Genomic DNA, 22,494 nt, shown 5'->3' with positions numbered 1-22,494 from the left:
ACCCGGAGACGTCGAACCGACCGAACCGGCAGCCGTTCGTCTCATTATGTCTGCCCACCCACGAGAGTCTCCACACTTTTCACGCGTCCCACCGTAGGTTGTCCGAATGACAGAGGATTTCGGGCTGCTCGACCCCGAGGAGGGCGAGGCGTTCGGCGACGAGTGGGAGTCGATCGACGTCGACGACACCGAGGCCGACCGGATCGTCCGCCGACAGGACCTCGCGTTCGACGAGTTCCGCAAGCGAATCAAAGACACGGAGCAGTTCAAAGTCGAAGGCGACGTCTTCGACGACGCCACCCTCGCGGCCATCTACAAACTCGTTCAGGACGGCTACGTCGAGGCGTTCGGCGGCCCGATCTCCACCGGGAAGGAGGCAAACGTCTACGAGGCCCTGGGCGACGACCGCGAGGTCGCGATCAAGGTGTACCGGATCACTACCTCCAACTTCAGACAGATGCGCGACTACCTCGAGGGCGACCCCCGGTTCGAGGGGATCGGCAACGACAAAAAGGAGGTCGTGCTCGCGTGGACCCGCAAGGAGTTCGCCAACCTGAAGCGCGCGCGCCGGGCAGGTGTCAGAGTCCCCGAACCGATCGCCGTCGAGCGGAACGTCCTCGTGATGGAACTCGTCGGACTGGTCGAAGAGCGCGCTCGGCGGCTCGCGGAGGTCCACGTCGAGAACCCCCAGACCGCCTACGAGGTGGTTCGCGAGTACATGCGCCGGCTCTACTCGGCGGGGCTCGTCCACGGCGATCTCTCCGAGTACAACCTCATCATCCACGACGGCGAACTCGTCGTCATCGACATGGGACAGGCAGTAACGGTCCATCACCCCAACGCCGGGGAGTTCCTCGAACGCGACTGCCGAAACGTCGCGACGTTCTTCACCAGACAGGGGCTGGACGTCACCGGCGAGGAACTGCTCGATTTCGTCACCGAGGTCGAACCGGAGCCGTCCGAGGAACCGGAGTAGCCGATCCGTCGCAGCCAGCCGCCTACGAAATCAAAATTTCCACGCGCGCACCGCCGTCCCTGCTTTCTGTCATCGCGACGTCCCAGCCGTGTGCCTCGGCGATGCGTTGGACGATCGCGAGCCCGAATCCAGTTCCCTCACTCGAAGTGGTGTAACCCTGATCGAACACGTCCTCTCTCTCCTCCGGGGGGATCCCGGGACCGTCGTCGGCGACGTAGATCCGATCCTCCGTTCGCCCCACCCTGACGGTGACGTCCTCGCCACCGTGTTCGACGGCGTTCCGGAACAGGTTCGCAAAGAGGTCCTCGAGTCGCTCCCGATCGGCATCGACTTCGCCGAGTGACCCCGGTATCGATAGCGTCGCCTCGGGTGACTCGACGGTCTCCCAGCTCCGTTCGACCAAGGTATCGAGGTCGATCCGCTCGGTCTCGCCGACAACGTCCCCGTGTCGGGCGAGCGTGAGCAGGTCGTCGATCAGTCGTTCCATCTTGTCGTGGGCGTTTTCGATCCGTTCGAAGTGTTCCGGATCGGGGTTTTCCCGGACGAGATCCAGATAGCCGGCGGCGACCGAAAGCGGGTTCCGGAGGTCATGAGAGACGACGCTGGCGAACTCCTCGAGCCGGTCGCGCTCCCGCCTGAGTTCGGTCGCGGTGTCGGCCCGGTCCAGCGCGATCTTCGTGTGGGATCCCAAAAGCGACAGCACCTCGGCGTCCTCCTGATCGAACGCGCCCCGTTCGGCGGCGAACACCTGCAGGACGCCCAGGTCGTCGATCGGGACGGTTATGACGGAGGCGAAGAGGTCCTCGATGAGTGGATCGTTCCGTCGTGGGTCCGCCGTGCCGTCGTCCACCCACTCGAAGAGGTCGTCGAGACTCCCACCGCGTGTGGCACCCGTCCCGCCGCCGTCGGTCGAAGACTGTACCTGGTTGTGCGTCCCCGAGCCGGGCGTACGGGCGGTATCCGGTGTGATGTCGGCCTGGAGCGTGGATCCGCCGGCGTCGACGCCCTCCCGGGATCCACCGGCAGATTCGACCGCCGAAAGCCACGCATCCGCCCCTCCCTCGGCGGCTGCACCGCGGATCGTGAGGTCGTCGACGACGTGCGCCTGTCCGGCGGAAAACACTCGCCTGGCGATACCGGAACTCACGGCGCCGGTCAACGGACCGTCCCACTGGCCCGTCTCGGCGGTGACCTCGAGTTCGCCGTCGGACGCGAGGAACAGCCGGGCGTGTTCGACCTCGAGGATCGACACCGCGCCCTCGACCGCCCGGTCACACACCGCCTCGCGCTCGTCGGCGGACGCCAGATCGTGTGTCACGCCGAGCAGGGCTTCCGCCATGTGTCGGCGGCGCGCGAGCGCGGTCTCCGCTCGAGTCCGGTCGGTGATATCGTGCAGGAGGATCAGGAACCCTCGATGTCGGTCCGGGGACGTCACCGTCACCGCGAACGTCCGGGAGCCGGACGGCGTTTCGAGCGTGACCTCCCGGCGGTCACTGGAGACCCAGCCGTCGGATTCGATCGCCGAAAGCGGATCCAGTGAGTCCACAGCATCCGTCGAATCGCCGCCGGACGGCCGGTCGGCGGCGGCGAGGTCGGAGAACTCGTCTTCGACGATCGCTTCGACGACGTCAACCAGCGGCGGGGACAGCGCCGATAGGGACGTGCCGACGAGTTGACTGGACGCGAACAGCTCACCCGCGGCATCGTTGTAGTCGACGACGTCGTACCGGTCGTTGACGACGATCATCCCTTCGGCCATCGAATCGACGACGTCCCCGCGCCCGACCGGCGTGAGATCGAACCAGCGGTACCGGAAGACGCTGGTCCCCGCCGCGACGACGACGAGAACGGTCGAAAGCGCGGCGACGTTCACGCCGGGAGTAGGAACCGGGCCAAGCAGGTAGATCCCACCGACGACGGCAGGAGAAAGGGAGAATACGAACAGCGTCGCAACCTGTTTGCGGAGGACACCACGGGTAGAGAGGACAGCAGATACCAGGAAGGCGGTCGCGGTCGCGAGAAGCACCGTCACGAACGAGAGATACAGCCAGAACAGCGGCCCCCACTCGACGGCGATCGTGTGGGGCCCCTCACTCGCGAAGGCGAATCCTGTCCAGAACAGCCAGTGGGCCTCGTTCAGCGAGATGAGGAACAGAAACAGCGCCGCGATCGCACCCAGGGGAACGAACACCATCGCCGTCAGCCAGTCGGTTCGACCGGTGTACCAGCAGACGTACGCGAACCACAGGATCGGCAGCGGTACCGTCCCGACGTACTCCATCTTCAGGAGGAACACTGAACCGGCCGGGCCGGCGTACACCACCTGGAGCGCGTGGGCGAGCACCCAGACGGCCCCGCTTCCGACCAGCGCCGCGGCTATCCACGCCCCGGTTTTCGGTCCGGAGCGTTCGCGGGCGAGCAGCAGGAAGTACACCGCGAACGCGGCCAACGACACCCCAGCCAGGGCCAGCGGCACGGCGTACAGGTGTGGGTCCCACCCCATCTAGCGAATACCACACAGGGAGGGGTCAAATCAGTTTTCATCTATTTTCGTTTGTGAGAATCAATTTCCCTGATACGTTGGAGGTCACTTCAGTCCCCGTTTTGGACACCGATCGGTCAGTCACAAAAGGTGATAGCCACCCATTCAGACGCCCGATCCCGGCAGTCCGGGAGAAGCGCCGCGCTCGACCTTGAAACCCTTAAACGTCTCCGTCGACAAACGGTAGTTATGCAACACGTGAAGGTCCCGAAGGACCGCATCGGCACGCTCATCGGCGAGGGGGGCGAAACGATGCGGGAGATCGAAGACCGGACGGAGGTCCGGCTCGACATCGACTCCGAGACCGGGGCGGTCCGGATCGAGGAGACGGGCGATCCCGTCACGGCGCTTTCGGCACCCGACATCGTCCGGGCGATCGGTCGCGGCTTCTCTCCCGAGTCGGCGCTGAGTCTCCTGGACAACGACCTGCGGATGTTCGATCTGATCGACCTCGCGGATCACACCCGAAACGACAACGACCTCACGCGACAGAAGGGCCGAATCATCGGCGAAAACGGTCGAACGCGCGAACTGATGGAGGAGCTCTCCGGCGCCGACGTCGTCGTCTACGGCACGACCGTCGGCATCATCGGCCAGCCCGACGAGGTCGAAGTGGTCCGCCGCGCAGTGGGGATGCTGCTCGAGGGAGCCCCCCACGGATCGGTGTACTCGTTCCTCGAACGCAAACACAACGAACTCACGAACGACGTGTCGTTCGAGCGAACGCACTGAAAAGCGGTCTTCGATCCAGTTCTCGGCTCTCGTCGTTCAGAGCTCGATGATGTCGTCCTCGTCGGGGCCGGGGATCGCGATCGATCCCTCCAGACTCTCGACTGTAGTACCCCCCACGTGGATCCCGTTCTCGAGGCGGACCCGGGCGATCCCGCCACGATCCAGGAAGTGGCCCTGCTCGAAGCGTAGCTCCGCGGGTGCATCGCCGTCGAACGCACCGACGTGATCGAGATACGCGCCACACGCACCCGACGCCGTCCCGGTGACCGGATCCTCCGGAACACCGACCGCGGGGGCGAACATTCGGGCGTGAAGCGTCGACTCGCCGGAGAGTGTGTCGAAGGTGAACGCGTAGACGCCGGCGACGTCGTAGGCTGCCGACAGCTCCTCGATCGCCTCGAAATCGGGCGACGCGTCGCCGAGACTCTCGAGGAACGCCACCGGAACGACGAGGAACGCGAGCCCGGTGGAGGCGACCGCGATCGGGAGGTCGGCACCGATGTCGGACAGCGCGGCCGGGTCGATCCCCAGCGCGTCAGCGAATCGGTCGTAATCGGGGTCGACCTGCCGGACGGACGGCTCCTCGCCCGCCATCCACACTGTACCGTCCGCCTCGAGTTCGATCTCGAGGACGCCCACGTTCGTCTCGAGCGTGTAGACGCCCGGCTCGAGAGTGCCGTTCCCGGCGAGGAGCCCGTGGCTCGCGATCGTCGCGTGTCCGCAGAGATCGACCTCCGTTTCGGGCGTGAAGTACCGGATCCGGCGGTCGGCTGCCGCCGAAGGAAACAGAAAGGCGGTTTCGCTGGCACCGAGTTCCGCTGCGATCGCCTGGAGCTGATCGTCCACGAGGCCGTCGGCGTCGGGGACGACGCCGGCGACGTTACCTGACAGCGGTTCCTCGGCGAAGGCGTCGACGAGGTGGACGCGACGGGTTTCCATACCCACCCGTGAAGAGCCGGTCGGTTAAAACCGGACGGAACCGCAGGCGACCCGTGCCGGAACCGGGAAGGTTGATATGTTGTTCGCCGCTATGGCCGGTATGGGACTGTTCGATCGGCTTCGCGGCGAGGACAACCCGCGGGTCGCTTTCGTCGGCATCGACGGCGTGCCGTTCCGGCTCATCGAGAACCACGGCGACCGATTCCCGAACCTCGCCGCGCTCGCGTCGGACGGCACTGCAGGGGCGATCGAGAGCATCGTCCCGCCGGAGTCGAGCGCGTGCTGGCCGGCGCTCACGACGGGGAAGAATCCCGGTGAAACCGGCGTCTACGGCTTTCAAGACCGCGAGATCGGATCCTACGACACGTACGTTCCGATGGGCCGGGACGTCCAGGCGACCAGGGTGTGGGACCGGGTCACCAAATCCGGTCACGACGCGACAGTGATGAACGTCCCGGTGACGTTCCCGCCCCAGCGCAACGTCCAGCGGATGGTCTCGGGCTTTCTCTCCCCGGAGATCGACAAGGCCGCGCGCCCGGACGAGCTTCGGGACCGCCTGCAAAAAGGCGGCTACGTCATCGACGTCAACGCCAAGCTCGGGCACAAAGAGGACAAATCCGCGTTCATGGAGCACGCCCACAAGACGCTCGAGAAACGCCAGAATGCGTTCACCCACTACCTGAAGGCCGACGACTGGGACCTGTTTTTCGGCGTGTTCATGACGACCGACCGCGTGAACCACTTCCTGTTTCGCGACTACGAAAAGAACGGTCCCAACTACGAGGCGTTCATGGAGTTTTACGAGCAGCTCGACGAGTACATCGGCGATATCCGGTCGCTGCTCCCCAAAGACGTCACTCTGATCGTCGCCTCCGATCACGGGTTCACCACGCTGGAACACGAGGTGAACTGCAACGAGTGGCTCCGCAGGGAAGGATGGCTCGAGTACGAGGACGACAACCACGACTCGCTTTCGGACATCGATGACGACACGAGAGCGTACTCGCTGATCCCGGGGCGGTTCTATCTCAACCTCGAGGGGCGCGAGCCCCGTGGGAGCGTGAAGAAAGACGACTACGAGTCGGTTCGCTCGGAGCTGAAAGCCGACCTCAAGGCACTCGAGGGACCCGACGGCACGCCGGTGTGCAAACGCGTCGTCGACCGGGAGACGGCGTTCCGGGGCGACCACAGCGAGATCGCCCCGGACCTGGTGGTGATCCCGAACGACGGATTCGACCTGAAGGCGGGATTCAAGCCGAAAGACGAACTGTTCGCCGCCGGCCCCCGGAACGGGATGCACACCTTCGACGACGCCAGCCTGCTGATCGACAGTCCGAACGCGACTACCGAGGACGCAGATCTGCTCGACATCGCGCCGACGATCCTGGATCTCATGGATGTCGACTACAAGCGGACGGCGTTCGACGGTGCAGGACTCGTGTGACCACGTCCGTGGATATCTTTCCTATATAAACGGTGGAAAAAGTCACATAATTGTTCATATTCCGAGTCGCTTTTGCCGATCGGTGCCGAACGGGCAGTATGACTCGGATCCTCGTCGTCGACAATCACGGTCAGTTTACCCACCTGGAGCGTCGAGCGCTTCGGGATCTGGGTGTGGAGACGGAACTCGTAGACAACGACACGCCGCCCGAAGAGATCGACGCCGACGGCCTGGTGCTTTCGGGGGGGCCGGACATCGATCGGATCGGAAACTCCCCGGCGTATCTCGATCTCGGGATTCCGGTGTTGGGGATCTGTCTGGGAATGCAGTTGATGGCCGCCGAACTCGGCGGCGCCGTGGGCTCGGGAGAGTACGGCGGCTACGCCGACGTCGACGTGGAGATCCTCGATCCGGACGATCCCCTCGTGGGGTCGCTGGCGCCCGAAACGCGGGTGTGGGCGAGCCACGGCGACGAGGTCCGGGAGCTCCCGCCAGGGTTCACCCGGACGGCGACCTCGTCGGTGTGCGACATCGAGGCGATATCCGACGTCGACCGGGATCTCTACGGGGTGCAGTGGCATCCGGAGGTCGCCCACACCGAGCGCGGCGAGGAGGTCTTCGAGAACTTCCTTGCGATCTGTGAGACGGACGGATCCCGATAGCGAACGGATCAGCCGGCCCGCCGGAAACGCGTACGGCCGAACCTGGGATGTATGCGGTCGGGAACGTTTTTATCGTCCCCGCCGAGGGATCACCCATGAAGATACTCCTCGGTCTGGGCACAGGTGACGACCCCATGCACGCGCTGGCGCGCACCGCACGACGGGTAGACGCTGCGGGCGACGAGTTGTCGGTCGCCGTCGGCGGCCCCGGACCGCTGTCGTCGATCGAGGAGCTCGAAGGGCGGGTGCGGTCGGAGCTTTCCGAACTGGGCGTCGACGCCGACGTCCGGACGATCGGCGGCGACGAGGATCTGGGAGGCTATCTCGTCGAGACTGCAGAACGGGAGGAGTTCGACAGGATCGTCCTGGAGGGCGGAGACAGGAGCCCGATGGGGAAGATACAGCTCAGCAGCACCGCCGAGTTCGTGCTGCTCAACGCCAGGACGTCGGTGACTCTCGTGCGATGACTGGGAGCCGACGCTATCCCGACGAGCCGGCCGGACCGTTCCAGGAGCCGCCGCGTATCTTCACCGACCGCGAGGGACGGGAGATCGAAATCCGTGCCTGTCGAGGGGAGGAGGCGGAGTACGACGCGCTCGTCGAAATGTACACGTGTTTCGATCCGTCCGACCGCGCCCAGGGGATCCCCCCGGCACGGGAGTCCCGGATCCGATCGTGGCTCGACACGATCCTCGACGAGGACTGTCACAACGTGGTCGCCTGGCACGGCGAGTCGGCGGTTGGGCACGCGACGCTGGTGCCGGACGACGAGGCGTACGAACTCGCGATCTTCGTGCTCCAGGAGTACCAGAAAGCGGGCATCGGCACCGAACTCATCGAAGCGCTGCTGGGCCACGGGGCGAATGAAGGCGCCAGAAAGGTGTGGCTCACGGTCGAACGGTGGAATCACGCTGCGGTGGAACTGTACCGGAAGACGGGGTTCGAAACGAGCAACGCGGAGAGCTTCGAACTGGAGATGGCGATCCGGCTTGCCGCCCCGAAGGAGTGATGCCGCGAGGCGAACGAGGGCTACACCGAGAGGACTGGCTGGCTGGCGTACAGCAGGACGTATTCGGCGGCCTTTTCGAGCACTTCGCCCGGGTCGCCCGAGGTGGGCTCCCGGGGGACGACGATGAAGTCGGCGTCGATCGACTCGGCGGTGTCGAGGACGACGCTGCCGGGATGCCGGGTCTTGATCCGGGTCGAGAACCCGTAGGCGATCGACGTGGAGACGTCGACCCCACGTTCCTCGCCCTGCCGGCGGATCCCCTCGGTGTAGAACTCGGTCTCGTCGGCCACCTCGTCGGCGTCGACCGCGCCGGTTTCGATCGCCCGGACGGCCTCCTCCCCGAGGACGTACATCGCGTGGATCGCAGCGCCGTACGTCTCGGCGATAGTGAGGGCGTACTCGACGGCCTCGGAAGACTCGTCGCTGCCGTCGACCGGCACCAGCACGAGGTCAACTTCCAGGGTCATACAGAAGACTGCGGTCGCAGCCCTCAAAAGAGTGACTTCCTCCCGCGTGAGAAATGGATGTCGTGTCAGGTTCGCCAGCGCGAAGGGGGCATTTGAAGTCGGTGCCCCCGGTATCTCACGCCATGTTCGAGACGGTCGTCATCGCAACCGACGGCTCCGAGAGCGTCCAGCGCGCGGTGGACGTCGCCCTGGATCTCGCCGCGCGGTTCGACGCGGAGGTCCACGCACTGTACGTCGTCGACGCCGGGGACGTCGAGTCCTCGCCCGAGGAGATCCGATCCGAGCTCCGCGACGCGCTCTCCGAGCGCGGCCACGAAGCCCTCTCGGCGGTCGAGTCCCGCGCCGGCCGGGACGTCGTCACGGCGGTCCGAGAGGGCCGCCCGGCATCGAAGATCACCGCGTACGCGCGCGAAGTAGACGCCGACCTGGTCGCGACCGGCACCCGCGGGCGACACGGCGAGAACCGCTTTCTCATCGGGAGCGTCGCCGAACGCGTCGTCCGGACCTGCCCCATGCCGGTGTTGACCGTCCGGCAACTGGCCGAAGAGGGCGAGTAGCGGGAGTGCGTTTTCCCCACGCGTCAGAACACTTAATTGACATGTGAGCGTAGTCTCAGGTGTCATGAAGGCGGCTGTACTCGAAGCCCACGGGGAACCGCTCGCGATCCAGGAGGTCGACGCCCCGTCGACGGAGCCGGAGGGGGCAGTCGTCGAGATCGAGGCGTGCGGGATCTGTCGCAGCGACTGGCACGGCTGGCAGGGCGACTGGGCGTGGCTCGGGATCCAGCCCCAGCCCGGGCAGATCCTCGGCCACGAGCCCGCCGGCCGGGTCGTCGAGGTCGGCGCGGAGGTCGAAACCGTCCGGGAGGGCGATCACGTCGCGATCCCCTTCAACATCGGCGACGGGACGTGTCCGGAGTGTCGACGGGGGCACGGAAACACCTGCGAGAGCGTGCTCCCGCTGGGGTTCGTGGAGCCGGTCCAGGGCGCCTTCGCGGAGTACACCCACGTGCCGGCGGCGGATCACAACCTCGTCCAGTTGCCCGACGGGGTGTCCTCGACGGAGATGGCGGGGCTGGGCTGTCGGTTCATGACGAGCTTCCACGCGCTGGCCCACCAGGCCGACGTCGACGCCGGCGACTGGGTGGCCGTCCACGGCTGCGGCGGGATCGGCCTGTCGGCGGTCCACATCGCCGACGCGCTGGGGGCGAACGTGATCGCGGTCGATTTGACCGACGAGAAGCTCGATCTCGCCACCGACCTGGGGGCTGCAGCGACCGTCAACGCCTCCGAGGTCGACAACGTCTCCGGGGAGGTGGCCGCGATCGCCGGCGGCGGCGCCGACGTGTCAGTCGACGCGCTGGGCATCGCCGAGACCTGCCGGAACTCCGTCGAGAGCCTGGGCACCCGCGGGCAGCACCTCCAGATCGGGCTGACGACCGACGACGAGGCGGGCGAGGTGTCGCTGCCGACCGACAGGATGGTGATGAAGGAGATCGAGTTCATCGGCTCGTTGGGGATGCCGCCGACGCGGTACGACGAGATCTTCCGGATGGTCCAGACCGGGAAGCTGCGCCCCGCCGAGATCGTCTCCGAGACCGTCGCGCTCGAGGACGTCTCCGCGAAACTCGAGGCGATGACCGACTTCGGGACGACCGGGATTCCGGTGATCGAGGAGTTCTGAACGCCGAGTCCCCCTCCGCACCTGGCGTTCCTTCTCTGCCAGACGAACGCACCGATCAGGATTCCCGTCGGTCAAACCAAATAGCGATTTGTCGGCTGAACTCCGCGTACAGTTCCAGTTCGTTCTGCAAGTAGTCGTACACCAATCCCGGATTCACGTCACCGTATTCGTGTGCCAAAATGTTTCGGAACCCGACGGCGTCGGTCATGGTTGCCACTGTCCCGTCGTCGAGAACGTCGTGTTCGCCCAGTATTTCGACAGCCTCTCTCGACTCGTCGCTGGTGTAGCCGAATGCTTCGGTCGCAATGTGCTTTGAGAGATCGATACACGCCTGAATGGCGTTTTCGAACATTCGTTCGACAGCACGACGTTCTGTAACCTCCCCCAGAAACGTCTCCTTGGAGAGGTCCTGTTTGGCCTGCAACTCGCTGTAGTACTGTTCGATCTGGGACAGTTTTCTGGAAACGACTGCCGCATCAACCATGGAGGCCTTCCTCCGCGATCCGACTGATCACTTCCCGCTGTCGACGTTCGATCTCCTCCCGGCGATCCTCGAACCCTCTCTCGATCGTTCGCTTGTGCTCGCGGAAGAGGTCCTCGTCACCACACACGAAATCTCCACCCACTGCAGCGTGGGCGAACTCGAGCGAGAGTTCGTCGATATCGGAGAGATCGACGAATGGGAGATCACTTCTCTGAAGCTTCCCCGAGAGTCGACAGCGTTTCCGGAAGCGCTCCTCGGAGGAGAGGTCGTCAGAGAACTTGACGGCGACGTCGAGGTCGGACGACGAACGGTGGTCTCCCTCGATCCGCGATCCGAACCCCAGGACGAACTCGACGTCCGGATCCCTGCACAGCGTCTCCCGGACGGAATCGGGAATCGACGGGGTTCCGTCGTCCGCGTTCATAGTTCCACTAACGACCAAGTCCTACTAAAGAATTCTCACGGAGGGACAGAGTGGAATCGGACGATCGCGGAGACAGATCTATAGCGCGTCGACGATATTCAGGAATCCGCTTCCGTAGTAGGTCTTGTCGTATCCGTCGGGCACGTCGGCGGCTCTCTCGAGCGCCGACTCGACCTGATTGGCGTCGTACGACGGGTTCGCGCTCTTGACCAGCGCGGCGGCGCCGGCGACCTGCGGGGCGGCCATCGAGGTCCCGGCAGCCCAGCCGTAGGAGTACACACTGCCGTCGATACCGGTGACGTTGCCGTCGTCGTCCGTCTCGTAGACCGGCTCCGCGATCGTGTTCAATACGAGATCGAAGTACCAGCCAGGCACCTCCGCCTCTGCCGCCTCGAGGTCCGCGTCACCGCCGGGGGCGGCGAGATCAACCGCATTCGTACCGTAGTTGGTGTAGAAGGCGGGCGATGTCGGCGGCTCCTCTAGCCCTTCGTCCCCCCAGTTGAACCCAACCGGGCCAGTCGCGGCGACCGACAGCCCCTGGGCGCCTTCGTTGGGCAGGCTGATGAAGTTCTTGTCGTGCTGGAGGTCGGCGGCGTCGTTTCCGGCGGCGAGGACCAGGAGCGTCCCCTCCTTGTTCGCGTAGGTCATCGTGCTGTTCAACGCCCGACCGTAGAACTGTCCGTTAGCCTGACGCGGAACGGGATACGCGCCCAGCGAGAGGTTCGCCGCGTCGGCGTCGATCATCGCGCTGTACACGATGGCGGCGAGGATGTCGCCGAACGACGCCAGCGCGCCCGGCGAAAACACCCGGCAGTCCACGAGATCGGTCCCGGGGGCCGTGCCGGCGACGCCCTCTCCGTTCGTCTGGGCGGCGACGATCCCCCCGACGTGCGTCCCGTGATAGCCGCCGGCTGGGTTGGCCGATCCTAGCCCGTCGCCGGTGAAGTTCCGGGACAGGTCTTCGTTGACCTCGAGATCGGGATGACCGGCCGCGACGCCGGTGTCGATGATCGTGACCCGGGTCCCCTCTCCCGTCGTCGTCTCGTGGGCCGTCTCGACATCGAGGGCCTGTTTGTCCCACTGGAGTGGATAGAAAGGTTCGTCCGCGACCGACGTCTCGTCGACCGTCGGCGCCTCCTCGTTCACGTCCGGATCGTCGAGTCGTATCTCGACGTCCGGCGCGTAGTCCCTGACGCCCCGGGCGTCCTGCAGTTCGGGCTCGGAGGCGCGAACGATCGCGAAGTCGACTCCCGGCATCTCGTGAATCACTTCCAGGTCACCTGGGAGCGATCCGCCCTTCGTCTCTACGATGAACCGGTCGGTCCGCTCGGCAGCCGTCACCGTCGTTCCGGTCGCGATCCCGCCCAGTACTGCTCCACTCACCTTGAGAAAGGTTCGCCTGGTCTCTGGTGTCATACCCGTGGTATTGTTGTATGATTGATCTATAAAAGTATGGTCCGAATACGACGCAAGCAGGGGGTGACAGCACCCCTCCGATGCGCTGACGGCCGTCGAGAATTCATTGAAACTCGTGGAACGTTAGGCGATCGCGGACAGCACTTCCAGACTGGGCTCACTACCGTGACGGGGTGGTGTGTCGTTTCCGACGCGATACGGTGAGATCTACATGCGATGAGCGGCTTCGGGATGACGAGATCTCGGTGGTTGAAGAGATTCGAGAAGTATCGCAGGCACGAGCGTTCTAGTCGTTCTCTATTTCGCTCTCGAAGTAAATATGTGCAATGTCCTCCTCTGGAACGTACGCGAACCGCCCGATACTAATCCGGTCCGTTTCTTTCCCCTGTGATCGCTGAACTCGATACGGATATTTTAACAGAAGGTCCCTCCGGAAATCGGAAGAGCCCGAATTGAGTATCTCACCCAGGATTTCGACGCCGGTTTTTGTATGAACCCGGACCTGTATCGGTTCTTCGGCTCGCGACTTTGTATACCGCCACGTGGTTTCGCGCAAATCCGTCGTGCCGGATCGCAATCGGCCGTCTATCATCCGGCCGGAGACGTACCCCAATGAGAGTGCGACGGCGAGTAAAACGGGGAATGCGATGATCAGTTCTATCACACCGACGTTAGGTAGGCTGTAGGTCTCTGGACTCCAAATGATGTTGTATACGACCACTCCCGAGAGGAACGTAACAGACAACGAAACGCCACTTCCAACGAGACTCCAGGCAGTTTGCTGAAACCGATCCAAGTCTGGAGATATTTTGCCATAAAATAGGGCAACCTGGTAGGTGATAAACCCAGGAATGAGAAACAAAAACCCGATTACCCATTCGAGAACGTTGTCCGAAAACTCGATCATGTCTTAGCCGTTCGTCATCTTCGCGCTATTCGTCGTCTTCCCCGTCCTCTCCGAAGGGGTCGTTGTCAGACGTATCGTGTTCCGTTGATTTCCCGAGTTCCCTGTCCTCGCCGTTATCTTCACCATCAGATCCCATATGGGTGCCATGCACACCCACGTATTTTAGTCATGGTGATACAAGCGCGGTACCGACGCAACCGATACAGTGCGCCTGTGTACAACAGATATGACTGCGAGAGGGGCCGAGATGAGTTCGGGAAGAGACAACAGGACTCGCGACAGTTCGGGAGGGGAATATCGTATTCGCGAACGGTCGGTCAAAGCCAGACGTATACGAAGATCAGGGTTGAGACGAGAACCAGCGCCAGCAGGAACCAGGTCGAACGCGACAGCAGTCCATTCGAGGTCGGTCCTTCTGTCCGTTTCGTTTCTCCGATCGCTTCGATGTCCTCCTCGTACTCGGGCGTTTGCAGCGATCCGTCGGGGTTCACGTCCGGGCTACTGTATCGCTCTTTTCGTCGGTCGCGGAGCTCGTCGCGGCGGGTCTTCCGCTGTCGCTGTTTTTCCTTCGTGCGTTCGACGAGATCTATACCCGCTTCCGTCTTCAATCGCGAGCGCGATTCGGGACGCTCGGTCGGGCGGTGGCCGGCGGGTTTCGGTGGCCGTCCGTCGCTGGCGGTCTCGAACGACTTGCGGCCGTACAGGGAGGGGCAGTCGTGTTTTTCGGGAAGTCGATGGTCCGTGCAGTGGGTTCGATCGCAGTAAGAGCAGGTGTAGCTGAACTGCCCCGTGACGCTTTCACCGCAGACGGAGCACACGCCAGTCATTTTTCTGATGTGAAAGTGGTATGGTAATAAGTGTATGATCGCTTTATGTATTATCTCCGTGCTTTAGAAGTATTTCCGACAAGATAGTGTATACTGAAATGGAGTGGGATGTGTAGTAAAGCACCAACAAGGCTACGAAATATCCGCTAAATCACTTACCTCGTCATCTGAAAGAGCACGATTGTAGAGTCGAACGTCGTCGATTTTGCCCTTGAAGTACCGACTACGATCGCCGGAGTATCCGATTCTCGTTATGTTATTCGAGAAAGGCGAATCCGCATTACTGTCGGAAACGTCCTTCTCACCATCAATGTATATGGCGCGCTCTCCACCTGCAGTCCAGACTGCCGCTACGTGTTGCCATTTGTTCTCCGCAATGTCACTCTCAGACTGGAGCCAGTTACCATCCCAGAACTGGATACCCTCGAGATTTGAACGTACTTCGAAAATCCACTCGCTCTGGTACTGCGCCACCACACCCAGATTCTCTGGCCAGTTATACTCCTCAGTTTTTGTTTTAGGCTTGATCCATGCAGATACAGTTAGACCACTACCGATCTCGAGATTCCCACAGTCCACATAATCGTCTTCTCCATCGAGTTGGATCGCCTGATCGATCTTTCCATCCACACCTGTGACGTCACCCTCAAGGGATCCGTTATTCGTGCCGGCGACGTCCGCTGTGGTTCCACTTGTGATGTCGTCAAGCGGCCAGTAGCTCACGAGGCCGTCAGTCGGGCCCTGAATAGTCGTCCCGTTGTCGCCGACTACGTCGCCCTCTGCGGGATTGTCGGCGTCGGCGTTGATCGTGATCGTCAGCTCCTGATCCTGCTCCAGCTCGTCGGTTTCGACGTGAACTCCGATGTTCGCCGACGCCCCGACAGAGAGGTAGAGAACGTCGTCCTCGCTGTCTCGGAGTTTGTCCGTCGGATCGCTGTTCGCGTAGAGCCAGATGTTCGTCTCCGGATCGCCGACAGTGAAGTCACCCTGAGCGTCCGCAAAGGTGGCCCAGACGTAGACGGGTTGGGTACCTTGGTTGGTGATCTGAAAGACGTCGTGGAAATCGTAGATAGAGTCAGTACCGACTCCCTGTCCCCCCGCTTCAGTGTCCGTGAACTCCAGCGCGATCAGATCCTCGTCGGTCGTCGTGGCGTAGGCCTCGCCGTTGGGAGTCTGGAGTGGTTCCATTCTGAGATATGCGTCGGCGTCAGACGCAGTCTGGACCGTGACATCGCGTTCGGCACTAACGCTTGTGAACGCACCCGATCCAACCACGCCCGTGAGTCCCGTAGCGCTTCCGAGGCCGATGAGGAGTCGTCGTCGTTTCATGGTTCTTTCCCCGGGGAAACCCACTGGCGGAATCGAACCGCCTTTCGAGACCGGCTTCGAGCACCAGCGTGGGTCAATCTGAAGCGGTTAGTCGTGGCCGCTTCAGCGAACGTTTGAAAGTAAGATGTGTTGGCGCGTTCACTCCGGTTTCTTCGCTCCGATCGTCAATGTCGTATTGAATTCGGCGTCCGGACTCACACTGTGTGTGTCGATCATGAGTCCGAACAGACGACTTTGACCCGGCGAGAAGCCCTCTGACGGGTTTGATTCCGTCAGAGCAGTGCGATCTGCGTCATCTGCCGCGTATAATGCAGCATTGGCTAACTCACCGCCGGAGTATTTCGAATACACCTGGATCTTGTTCGTTCCTTGATTATGGATCTCGAGTAATCCATCGAACCAATATACCGACTCTACACCCGGACCTTCTCCCTGAGGAGGATCCTCCTCGTCTTCATAGTTTCCGGGTATGTTGAATCGGAATATCTCGTCGTCTCCAAAGAGTCGATAATCAGATCGCCCTAATCCACTTCCAGAGGGATCATGTGGCTCGAGTTTGAGGTAGGCATCTCTGTCGTCTTCAGTCGCGACGGTAACGGTTCGGTTGGCCTCTACCTCACTAAACGCACCAGAACCCATGACTGCACCCGCTCCTACTGAGGCTCCTGCGAGCCCAACGAGGAATCTTCGTCGATACATAATTGTGGCGGGTGTCGAGGTTACGACCTGTACTAGTTAGACCTCATCTGCCACAATCGTGACATCCCCTTCACTAGAGCTGCTGGCATCAATATCGTAGCTCCACCTGCTGTCGGGGTTAGCAGTATCAACTTCGACATCAATTCCTGCAGATTCTCCCGGTGCAAGATTGCGGTAGCCCTCTGGCCACCCTTTGAATGAGAGACGGACTCCCGCATTATCGAGTCTAATTTTCACATCCCTGTAGTTCTCTCCGTCTTCTCCACGGTCAAATCCGACAAGAATCTCGTCTGCAGTACTTTGATTCTCGACAGTAACGACACCCTCAACCAGGGTATACGCATCGTGGTTAAAGCCGTCTCCATCACCGTCCCCAATATTATCCGGTCCACCGAGATCAATCGTCAATGCTCCGGTACCAGAGTCGTCCGTCACGTAATCGTCGTCTCCAGTTAGGCCGAGATAGGCATCTGCATCGTTAGCAGTAGAGACGCTAACAGTCCGATCAGCCTCAACAGTACTGAACGCACCACTACCCATTGCAGCCGCCCCGCCGGCGGCGAGCGATCCCATTCCGATCACGAACTTGCGTCGTTCCATAGTTGGACTACCTCGTTTTGTCGCCCACCCGCACGGACACGGAGACTACGTCCGCGCCGTCCGAGTGCGCTCACTTTCTCCTATACCACAGGGGGATGTTGTTGTGAGGTGCCTGAGATCTGTCAGGAGCGGTCTGAAATTCGGCCCGATCCCCTCAGGCCACCGCTGACGAGCGACGACGCCCCAACAATCGCCTCCTGAACGTCTGATAACGTCGCCGACTGCTGCGTCTCGGATGTCGACGAAACAGCCGAAAACTCTCCTCTACGGACGGTATAGTCGATTAACACGTCATTTAAACAACTGTACCTTCCGGTCGTCAGATCCCCAGAGCGCGAATCCACTCGATGTCCACCCTGAACGAGGACGGATCGGGCCATGGGGGACGGATTTCGTCGGGAACATGAGTCACTGCATACGATCCAGATCACTGTCAGTGGCGATCCCCGCCGTAACCTTTGTATACGATATAAACATAGCATACTCCATGCCAACGATCTCGACCCGGGTCCCGGAGGATCTCGAAGCCGAACTCGAGGCGTACCTCGAGGCGGAACGCCTCGACCGGAGCACGGGCGTCCGGAAGCTCCTCTCGGAGGGGCTCGAGGAGTGGCGCAGAGAGCAGGCGATCGATCGCTTCACCGATGGCGAGCTCTCGCTTTCGAAGGCGGCCGACCTCGCGGACCTCTCGGTCTGGGAGTTCGCACGCCTGGTCGAAGACGCCGACGAGGCGTGGGTGTCGAGCGACGGACTGGAAGCCGACCTCGAAGAGCTGTGAGCTGGGTGTTCGACGCGACGCCGCTTATATACCTCGCGAAGGCGGACCGGCTGGCCGTCCTCGAGACGCTCGCAGAGCCACGACTCGTCCCCCGTCCGGTGTACCGCGAGGTCGTGACCACCGGGATCGAAGGGGGCTACGCCGACGCCCGCCGGATCGAACGCCGGGTCGAAGACGGCCTCCTCGAGGTGGTCGACGCCGACGTCGACGCCAACGCCGACGAGGACGTCGACGACTCCACATTCGCCGATCGCCTGGCGCGCCACCCGGGGTCCAGCGACGCCGACGTCGCAGTCCTCGCCTGCGCGGACGCACGCGACGCCGTCGCCGTCGTGGACGGGGACGTCGGCCGGTCCGTCGCCGAAGTCGAGGGGATCGAGACGCGCGGGACCGCCTCCCTCGTGCTCTCGGCCGTGAAGGAGGGTGCAATCGCTCCCGAAGCGGGCCGGGAGACGATCGACGCGATGGTCGACCGCGGGTGGTACCTCGCCCCGGACCTGTACGCTGCGGTCGTCCGGAAACTGGAGTCGTTCGAATAGGAAACGTTCGAGTCAGCGACAGTCGGGAGGGGAATTCTCGGCGCAGACTCGAAAATGGGTTCACACTCGCCCCCGGGGGATATGCTATTTTCCACCCCACGACACACGTTTTAGCTACCATCTCGTCACCGCTCAGTCCGGCGGTTTCCCGTTGGTTTTTTTAGCTATGCGTCGATTCGATTTCACCGTATGGCGCAGGAAACTCCCGCAGCTTCGGATCACGGCGAACAGGACGAAAACGGACTGATCGCCAAAATGACGCGGCTTCTGCGCCTCGACTGATCCAAGTCGGGGGAGAGTGGCCCCCCGACATTGCGGTTTTTCGGTCGAACGGCACTATTCAGATTACACCCTCGGATGCATTGAAATGACTGTGAACACCTCGAGAGCTCCTCGACCCCTTTCAGTCCCACCCGCGTCAGTTGCTCACCCGGCATGGGCGGGACTGAAAGGGGCCGCCCTCGCAGCCAGCCCCGCCGACGCAAGCACCGCAGGCGAACGCCGAGGAGCGCAGCGAGCGCGAACGCGCTCGAACGGCTCCCGCTGGGAGCCGTGAGAGGCGCGGCGGCTGCGAGGGCGGGGGCTTTCGAGGTGGTCTTCGTTCTCGCGAGAGTACTCAAGGTATTATCTCAACACTGCCCGCGGTTCGACCCCGCGACTCAAAAACCCCCTCACGCGATCTCGTACCGAACGACCGACTCCGTCTCGCACTCCGGACACTCCGAGACCTCTTCGTCAAGGGTCCGCCCGCATCGACGACACTCGTAAACCACCGCCGTTTGCTCCCGACGCCCGAACCAGTCCCCGCTAGTGAGCCCACCCATATATGAAGCCAGACGTCGGATACGGATAAGCATGAGGGATCGTTCAGGACCGCGCTGTACTGCGGTTTTGTGTCCTTATAAGCGAGATTCCGGTGGGATTTCTACCCCCTCATAAGAGTCGCGTGGCGTTCGAGCGTGGATTCACACGTCGTGCACGCGCGCGAAGAAATCGCCTTCTTTTCGCACGCCGTCTCCGCCACCCCAGCTCTTTGGGAGTTCGTCCTCGTCGAAATCGTAGTCGGGGTGAACGTACGTGACTCCGGGGTCCGGGAAGTAGATTGCGACGATCCGACCGCCGTTTCCGCTTCCGGTTCCGTTCTGGTTTTCCATCCCGGAGAGCTGTCCGCGGACCGACTGGCTCGTGTCGAGGTCGTCGACCAATCGTCGTTCGAGATCCCCAACGTCCGAACTGTTCTGCGACCCCGCCGGCAGAACGATCACCTCGGCGTCCATCGTCTGCACAGTGGCGGACACTTGGGCGTTCCCGCCGCCTTTGAAGGTCACGCTGTCGACCTCCGGCATCGGTTTCGGATTGTCCAGGTCGATCGTTCGCGTCGCGTCGATACTCACGCCCTCGCCCGTCGCCTCGATGTCGAGGGTCACCTCGAACGTTCCGTAGTCCTCGACGTCGACCTTGACGTCCTGCGCCTCGCCGATGCCGATCTCGAATTCGACCGCGTTCGTGGAATCATCGCGGTCATCGTCAGTGTCGAGCCTGACCGAAGTTCCGGCGGCACTGCCCTGGATCCCGACAGTCACGCCCGTGTGTAGTTGATTCTTGACGGTGATCGTGGCGGGTGCCGAAAATGCCTCGTCGGCGCCGTACAGTCCGACGCCGTCCTCGCCGCCCGTCAGCGCCAGATACGCGTCTTCGTCGTCCGCGACGGAGACGTGCACCCCGCGCTCGACCTGCGTCGACGAGAACGCACCGGATCCGACGAGCGTGCCGCTCCCGGCGACGGCGACACCCCCGTACAGCAGGAGTTTGCGGCGTTTCATACTCACCCCGGTCGGTCACGACAGCCCCCAGCCGAGTGTCTCTTCAGATTCGAATAGGAGACCGTTCCACATCGTATTGGGGTGCCTGAAACGGTAAGGCCCCTGTTAGAAATCAGCTTTCAGCGATGAGACCGAGTTCAGGGTCGCCCTGAAACCGGTAGAGAGATGCGAGAACGGCTATTCCAAAAGACGTCGTTTCCCGTCTCGAGCCTCGTCTCGCTCTCGACGTAACCGGGGCAACGAACATGTCCCCCACAAGTATGTCGGCTTGTCGGCGTCCGAACACATTCAATTGGTCGAGTTCGGCCTGAACTCGACAACCCGGAACGGATGCACCAACTCGCCAGAGACGGTCCGGACACAGTCGACCGTCGACCCGAGCAGCAGGTGATCATTCGTCCTTTACTCACCGATAGTTGGGCTTTCTCGAACGTGGTTTTTGAACCTCACGAGAAACAGTAGATCGAGAACACGGCAGTCACCAATCCCGCATCGAGAGTATGAGGTGAATATTCATATGATAGTAGTCCTAGGTATCCACCGCCCTCACGAGGGTAGTTACCATGAGACTAGATAGACGCTCACTTCTGAAAGGTATCGGTGTGGCAGGACTCTCCCTTTCGTTCGCGGGACAGGCGACCGCGAGCGACGGCCGAGCGCAGTACATCGTGATTCCGAGCGGAAACGGTACTGCGCGGAGACTGGAACGAGAGGGATTCGAAATCAGGCAGGTACTCGCGGAAGGCGACGTGCTCGTCGTCCACGGTCCCGAAGGCGAGGGGGAAACCCTCCGGGGACTCGGCGGCGTGCAGGAAGCCGCCCGGGACGTGCGGTTCGAACTGGAGGAACCTGCACGGACCGAACTGGTCGAAGATCACGGGGAGACTGGCGGCGTCAAGTCGGACTGGTACGAGAACCTGTGGGACAAACAGAACAGTGAGACGGTGGCAGCGAACGATATCGCGACCGGTGAAGGTACCCAGATCGGAATCATCGACACCGGTATCGATTACTCGCATCCGGATCTCACTCCGAACCTGGATGAAGACGCGGGACGATTGTTCAAGTTTGGAGAGGTGCTGTCCGGAGAAGGTGAAGACATTGTCGTCAACGATCCGGGAGAAGATCCGATCCAGCGCGTCGATCAGAACGTCGCCTCTGACGTGCAGGGCCACGGTACCCACGTCGCCGGAATCGCCGCGGCGGATCCCGAGGCAGGATTCAATGGTTTCGGAACCGGCGTTCAGGGCGTCGCGCCCGGAGCAGACCTCCACTCGTATCGAGTATTCTGGTGGGAGGATGTCAGTGACGAAGACGAGGACCCCGATTGGAACTTGACCACCACGTCGGCAGACATCTGGAATGCGATTGAGTATGGAGCGGAACAAGGTGTCGACGCTGTGAACCTCAGTCTCGGAACACCGCCCTTCCATCCCCGAGTCCATCGAGACGAGGAGCTCAGAACAATAAAACTCGCGTACGAACTGGTCGTTCGCTCGGCCGTCAACCGCGGTACCGTCGTGGTCGCCAGTGCCGGGAACGCCGACACCGACCTCCAGCGACAGGGGCTTTTCTCCCTGCCAAACAGTACCAAAGGGGCGATGAGCATCAGCGCGCTTGGTCCGAACGACAAACGGGCCTTCTTCTCGAACTACGGAACGAGCGAGATCGACGTTGGTGCGGGCGGGGGTGCGTACGAAACGTCGTTGAAGACCCTCTTCGGAATCCGAGAGTGGGTGTTTGCAGGAGCACCGCTCCGGAGAAGCGAACATCCACTCGAGGAAGGGGACGAGGGCGAACTCTGGCTGGACGAGGACGGAAACGTCGTCTTCGATCCGGAGGAAGTCGCAGAAGTCATCGAATTCGAGAGCCCCGCCTGGCCGTATCCGTTCAATCTCGTGTTCTCGACGACGTCGCCACTCAACGAGGGCGCACCGTACGGCTGGAAGGCCGGAACGTCGATGTCGGCGCCGAATACGGCAGGCCTCGTCGCGCTCGTGCGCGAACTCGATCCGGACGCCAACCCCTCGCAAGTCGAGAGCTACATCAAGAAGGGCGCCGAGAGCGGTACCGGGCGAAGCGATCCCGTCCTCGGTGCTGGACGGATAAACGCTCTCAACACGGTCGAAGAAATAGCCGGTTCAGGAGGCGGTAGCGACAGTGGAAATGGTCCCGGAAACGCCGGCGGACCGCCATAATAACGTCCGGAACCCT

The 22,494-nt window shown here is 62.2% G+C and carries 24 protein-coding genes; 11 read left to right on the top strand and 13 right to left on the bottom strand.

Annotation, left to right across the window (positions count from 1 at the left end):
• Window positions 1–106: 106 nt before the first annotated feature.
• Entirely contained in the window at window positions 107–976 is an 870-nt protein-coding gene (gene rio1, locus RH858_RS08665; RefSeq protein ID WP_310561613.1) for a serine/threonine-protein kinase Rio1, read from the top strand.
• Between the two features lie 22 nt (window positions 977–998).
• Here the strand turns inward: rio1 and RH858_RS08660 are convergent, their stop codons facing one another.
• Window positions 999–3,479, bottom strand: a complete 2,481-nt coding sequence (locus RH858_RS08660; protein ID WP_310561612.1) for a histidine kinase N-terminal 7TM domain-containing protein — start codon at window positions 3,477–3,479, stop codon at window positions 999–1,001.
• 228 nt (window positions 3,480–3,707) lie between these two features.
• On the opposite strand from RH858_RS08660, the gene RH858_RS08655 reads away from it, so the two are divergent.
• Complete coding sequence (locus tag RH858_RS08655) at window positions 3,708–4,250, top strand: KH domain-containing protein (protein WP_310561611.1); 543 nt, start codon at window positions 3,708–3,710, stop codon at window positions 4,248–4,250.
• Between the two features lie 36 nt (window positions 4,251–4,286).
• Here RH858_RS08655 and RH858_RS08650 read toward each other — a convergent pair whose 3' ends face one another.
• On the bottom strand, window positions 4,287–5,189 hold the full coding sequence (locus tag RH858_RS08650; protein WP_310561610.1) for a PhzF family phenazine biosynthesis protein: 903 nt from the start codon (window positions 5,187–5,189) through the stop codon (window positions 4,287–4,289).
• 100 nt (window positions 5,190–5,289) lie between these two features.
• Here RH858_RS08650 and RH858_RS08645 point away from each other — a divergent pair, with 100 nt between their 5' ends.
• From RH858_RS08645 to RH858_RS08630, 4 genes are all read left to right on the top strand, one after another.
• Window positions 5,290–6,633, top strand: a complete 1,344-nt coding sequence (locus tag RH858_RS08645) for an alkaline phosphatase family protein (protein ID WP_310561609.1) — start codon at window positions 5,290–5,292, stop codon at window positions 6,631–6,633.
• 98 nt (window positions 6,634–6,731) lie between these two features.
• On the top strand, window positions 6,732–7,295 hold the full coding sequence (locus tag RH858_RS08640) for a GMP synthase subunit A (protein ID WP_310561608.1): 564 nt from the start codon (window positions 6,732–6,734) through the stop codon (window positions 7,293–7,295).
• 95 nt (window positions 7,296–7,390) lie between these two features.
• Window positions 7,391–7,762 (top strand): universal stress protein, encoded by a 372-nt coding sequence (locus tag RH858_RS08635; RefSeq protein WP_259533975.1) that lies wholly within the window; start codon window positions 7,391–7,393, stop codon window positions 7,760–7,762.
• A complete protein-coding gene (locus tag RH858_RS08630; protein WP_310561607.1) occupies window positions 7,759–8,304 on the top strand; it encodes a GNAT family N-acetyltransferase in 546 nt (181 codons plus the stop codon). Before RH858_RS08635 ends, RH858_RS08630 begins: the two co-directional genes overlap by 4 nt.
• Window positions 8,305–8,324: 20 nt before the next feature.
• Here the strand turns inward: RH858_RS08630 and RH858_RS08625 are convergent, their stop codons facing one another.
• Window positions 8,325–8,771, bottom strand: a complete 447-nt coding sequence (locus RH858_RS08625) for a universal stress protein (RefSeq protein WP_310561606.1) — start codon at window positions 8,769–8,771, stop codon at window positions 8,325–8,327.
• A 122-nt stretch (window positions 8,772–8,893) separates the two neighbouring features.
• Here RH858_RS08625 and RH858_RS08620 point away from each other — a divergent pair, with 122 nt between their 5' ends.
• Both RH858_RS08620 and RH858_RS08615 read left to right on the top strand, forming a co-directional pair.
• Window positions 8,894–9,328, top strand: a complete 435-nt coding sequence (locus RH858_RS08620) for a universal stress protein (protein ID WP_310561605.1) — start codon at window positions 8,894–8,896, stop codon at window positions 9,326–9,328.
• 64 nt (window positions 9,329–9,392) lie between these two features.
• Window positions 9,393–10,454, top strand: coding sequence for a zinc-dependent alcohol dehydrogenase family protein (locus tag RH858_RS08615; protein ID WP_310561604.1), 1,062 nt, complete (start codon window positions 9,393–9,395; stop codon window positions 10,452–10,454).
• Window positions 10,455–10,509: 55 nt separating this feature from the next.
• Here RH858_RS08615 and RH858_RS08610 read toward each other — a convergent pair whose 3' ends face one another.
• The 8 genes from RH858_RS08610 to RH858_RS08575 form a co-directional block, all read right to left on the bottom strand.
• A complete protein-coding gene (locus RH858_RS08610) occupies window positions 10,510–10,938 on the bottom strand; it encodes a DUF86 domain-containing protein (RefSeq protein ID WP_310561603.1) in 429 nt (142 codons plus the stop codon).
• Window positions 10,931–11,362, bottom strand: coding sequence for a nucleotidyltransferase domain-containing protein (locus RH858_RS08605; RefSeq protein ID WP_310561602.1), 432 nt, complete (start codon window positions 11,360–11,362; stop codon window positions 10,931–10,933). Before RH858_RS08605 ends, RH858_RS08610 begins: the two co-directional genes overlap by 8 nt.
• 78 nt (window positions 11,363–11,440) lie before the next feature.
• The gene (locus RH858_RS08600) at window positions 11,441–12,778 is read right to left on the bottom strand and encodes a S8 family serine peptidase (protein ID WP_310561601.1); all 1,338 of its coding nucleotides are present in this window, start codon (window positions 12,776–12,778) and stop codon (window positions 11,441–11,443) included.
• A gap of 286 nt (window positions 12,779–13,064) precedes the next feature.
• A complete protein-coding gene (locus tag RH858_RS08595) occupies window positions 13,065–13,685 on the bottom strand; it encodes a DUF6338 family protein (RefSeq protein ID WP_310561600.1) in 621 nt (206 codons plus the stop codon).
• Window positions 13,686–14,002: 317 nt separating this feature from the next.
• Window positions 14,003–14,512 (bottom strand): zinc finger AN1 domain-containing stress-associated protein, encoded by a 510-nt coding sequence (locus RH858_RS08590; protein WP_310561599.1) that lies wholly within the window; start codon window positions 14,510–14,512, stop codon window positions 14,003–14,005.
• 132 nt (window positions 14,513–14,644) lie between these two features.
• On the bottom strand, window positions 14,645–15,841 hold the full coding sequence (locus tag RH858_RS08585) for a LamG domain-containing protein (RefSeq protein ID WP_310561598.1): 1,197 nt from the start codon (window positions 15,839–15,841) through the stop codon (window positions 14,645–14,647).
• A gap of 138 nt (window positions 15,842–15,979) precedes the next feature.
• Window positions 15,980–16,480, bottom strand: coding sequence for a hypothetical protein (locus tag RH858_RS08580; RefSeq protein ID WP_310561597.1), 501 nt, complete (start codon window positions 16,478–16,480; stop codon window positions 15,980–15,982).
• A 96-nt stretch (window positions 16,481–16,576) separates the two neighbouring features.
• A complete protein-coding gene (locus RH858_RS08575) occupies window positions 16,577–17,140 on the bottom strand; it encodes a hypothetical protein (RefSeq protein ID WP_310561596.1) in 564 nt (187 codons plus the stop codon).
• Window positions 17,141–17,627: 487 nt separating this feature from the next.
• Between RH858_RS08575 and RH858_RS08570 the strand changes: the two genes are divergently transcribed.
• Both RH858_RS08570 and RH858_RS08565 read left to right on the top strand, forming a co-directional pair.
• Entirely contained in the window at window positions 17,628–17,918 is a 291-nt protein-coding gene (locus RH858_RS08570) for a UPF0175 family protein (RefSeq protein ID WP_310561595.1), read from the top strand.
• Window positions 17,915–18,457, top strand: coding sequence for a DUF3368 domain-containing protein (locus tag RH858_RS08565; protein WP_310561594.1), 543 nt, complete (start codon window positions 17,915–17,917; stop codon window positions 18,455–18,457). The genes RH858_RS08570 and RH858_RS08565 overlap by 4 nt, the downstream gene beginning before the upstream one ends.
• Window positions 18,458–19,128: 671 nt before the next feature.
• On the opposite strand, the gene RH858_RS08560 is transcribed toward RH858_RS08565, so the two are convergent.
• Together RH858_RS08560 and RH858_RS08555 are read right to left on the bottom strand one after the other, a co-directional pair.
• Window positions 19,129–19,281 (bottom strand): hypothetical protein, encoded by a 153-nt coding sequence (locus RH858_RS08560; protein WP_259533995.1) that lies wholly within the window; start codon window positions 19,279–19,281, stop codon window positions 19,129–19,131.
• A 141-nt stretch (window positions 19,282–19,422) separates the two neighbouring features.
• Entirely contained in the window at window positions 19,423–20,280 is an 858-nt protein-coding gene (locus RH858_RS08555; protein ID WP_310561593.1) for a hypothetical protein, read from the bottom strand.
• A gap of 602 nt (window positions 20,281–20,882) precedes the next feature.
• Here RH858_RS08555 and RH858_RS08550 point away from each other — a divergent pair.
• Complete coding sequence (locus RH858_RS08550; RefSeq protein ID WP_310561592.1) at window positions 20,883–22,478, top strand: S8 family serine peptidase; 1,596 nt, start codon at window positions 20,883–20,885, stop codon at window positions 22,476–22,478.
• Window positions 22,479–22,494: the final 16 nt, after the last annotated feature.

Source organism: Halalkaliarchaeum sp. AArc-GB (assembly GCF_031432225.1).
Taxonomy (GTDB): Archaea; Halobacteriota; Halobacteria; order Halobacteriales; family Haloferacaceae; genus Halalkaliarchaeum.
The sequence above is the reverse complement of the archived record's forward strand: the minus strand, read 5'-3'. Positions and strand labels throughout refer to the sequence as shown.

What these genes read in the sequence shown, in the direction of transcription:
- rio1 (WP_310561613.1), top strand. Translation starts at nt 107, where the DNA reads ATGACAGAGGATTTCGGGCTGCTCGACCCCGAGGAGGGCGAGGCGTTC.
- RH858_RS08660 (WP_310561612.1), bottom strand. Translation starts at nt 3,479, where the DNA reads ATGGGGTGGGACCCACACCTGTACGCCGTGCCGCTGGCCCTGGCTGGG.
- RH858_RS08655 (WP_310561611.1), top strand. Translation starts at nt 3,708, where the DNA reads ATGCAACACGTGAAGGTCCCGAAGGACCGCATCGGCACGCTCATCGGC.
- RH858_RS08650 (WP_310561610.1), bottom strand. Translation starts at nt 5,189, where the DNA reads ATGGAAACCCGTCGCGTCCACCTCGTCGACGCCTTCGCCGAGGAACCG.
- RH858_RS08645 (WP_310561609.1), top strand. Translation starts at nt 5,290, where the DNA reads ATGGGACTGTTCGATCGGCTTCGCGGCGAGGACAACCCGCGGGTCGCT.
- RH858_RS08640 (WP_310561608.1), top strand. Translation starts at nt 6,732, where the DNA reads ATGACTCGGATCCTCGTCGTCGACAATCACGGTCAGTTTACCCACCTG.
- RH858_RS08635 (WP_259533975.1), top strand. Translation starts at nt 7,391, where the DNA reads ATGAAGATACTCCTCGGTCTGGGCACAGGTGACGACCCCATGCACGCG.
- RH858_RS08630 (WP_310561607.1), top strand. Translation starts at nt 7,759, where the DNA reads ATGACTGGGAGCCGACGCTATCCCGACGAGCCGGCCGGACCGTTCCAG.
- RH858_RS08625 (WP_310561606.1), bottom strand. Translation starts at nt 8,771, where the DNA reads ATGACCCTGGAAGTTGACCTCGTGCTGGTGCCGGTCGACGGCAGCGAC.
- RH858_RS08620 (WP_310561605.1), top strand. Translation starts at nt 8,894, where the DNA reads ATGTTCGAGACGGTCGTCATCGCAACCGACGGCTCCGAGAGCGTCCAG.
- RH858_RS08615 (WP_310561604.1), top strand. Translation starts at nt 9,393, where the DNA reads ATGAAGGCGGCTGTACTCGAAGCCCACGGGGAACCGCTCGCGATCCAG.
- RH858_RS08610 (WP_310561603.1), bottom strand. Translation starts at nt 10,938, where the DNA reads ATGGTTGATGCGGCAGTCGTTTCCAGAAAACTGTCCCAGATCGAACAG.
- RH858_RS08605 (WP_310561602.1), bottom strand. Translation starts at nt 11,362, where the DNA reads ATGAACGCGGACGACGGAACCCCGTCGATTCCCGATTCCGTCCGGGAG.
- RH858_RS08600 (WP_310561601.1), bottom strand. Translation starts at nt 12,778, where the DNA reads ATGACACCAGAGACCAGGCGAACCTTTCTCAAGGTGAGTGGAGCAGTA.
- RH858_RS08595 (WP_310561600.1), bottom strand. Translation starts at nt 13,685, where the DNA reads ATGATCGAGTTTTCGGACAACGTTCTCGAATGGGTAATCGGGTTTTTG.
- RH858_RS08590 (WP_310561599.1), bottom strand. Translation starts at nt 14,512, where the DNA reads ATGACTGGCGTGTGCTCCGTCTGCGGTGAAAGCGTCACGGGGCAGTTC.
- RH858_RS08585 (WP_310561598.1), bottom strand. Translation starts at nt 15,841, where the DNA reads ATGAAACGACGACGACTCCTCATCGGCCTCGGAAGCGCTACGGGACTC.
- RH858_RS08580 (WP_310561597.1), bottom strand. Translation starts at nt 16,480, where the DNA reads ATGGGTTCTGGTGCGTTTAGTGAGGTAGAGGCCAACCGAACCGTTACC.
- RH858_RS08575 (WP_310561596.1), bottom strand. Translation starts at nt 17,140, where the DNA reads ATGGAACGACGCAAGTTCGTGATCGGAATGGGATCGCTCGCCGCCGGC.
- RH858_RS08570 (WP_310561595.1), top strand. Translation starts at nt 17,628, where the DNA reads ATGCCAACGATCTCGACCCGGGTCCCGGAGGATCTCGAAGCCGAACTC.
- RH858_RS08560 (WP_259533995.1), bottom strand. Translation starts at nt 19,281, where the DNA reads ATGGGTGGGCTCACTAGCGGGGACTGGTTCGGGCGTCGGGAGCAAACG.
- RH858_RS08555 (WP_310561593.1), bottom strand. Translation starts at nt 20,280, where the DNA reads ATGAAACGCCGCAAACTCCTGCTGTACGGGGGTGTCGCCGTCGCCGGG.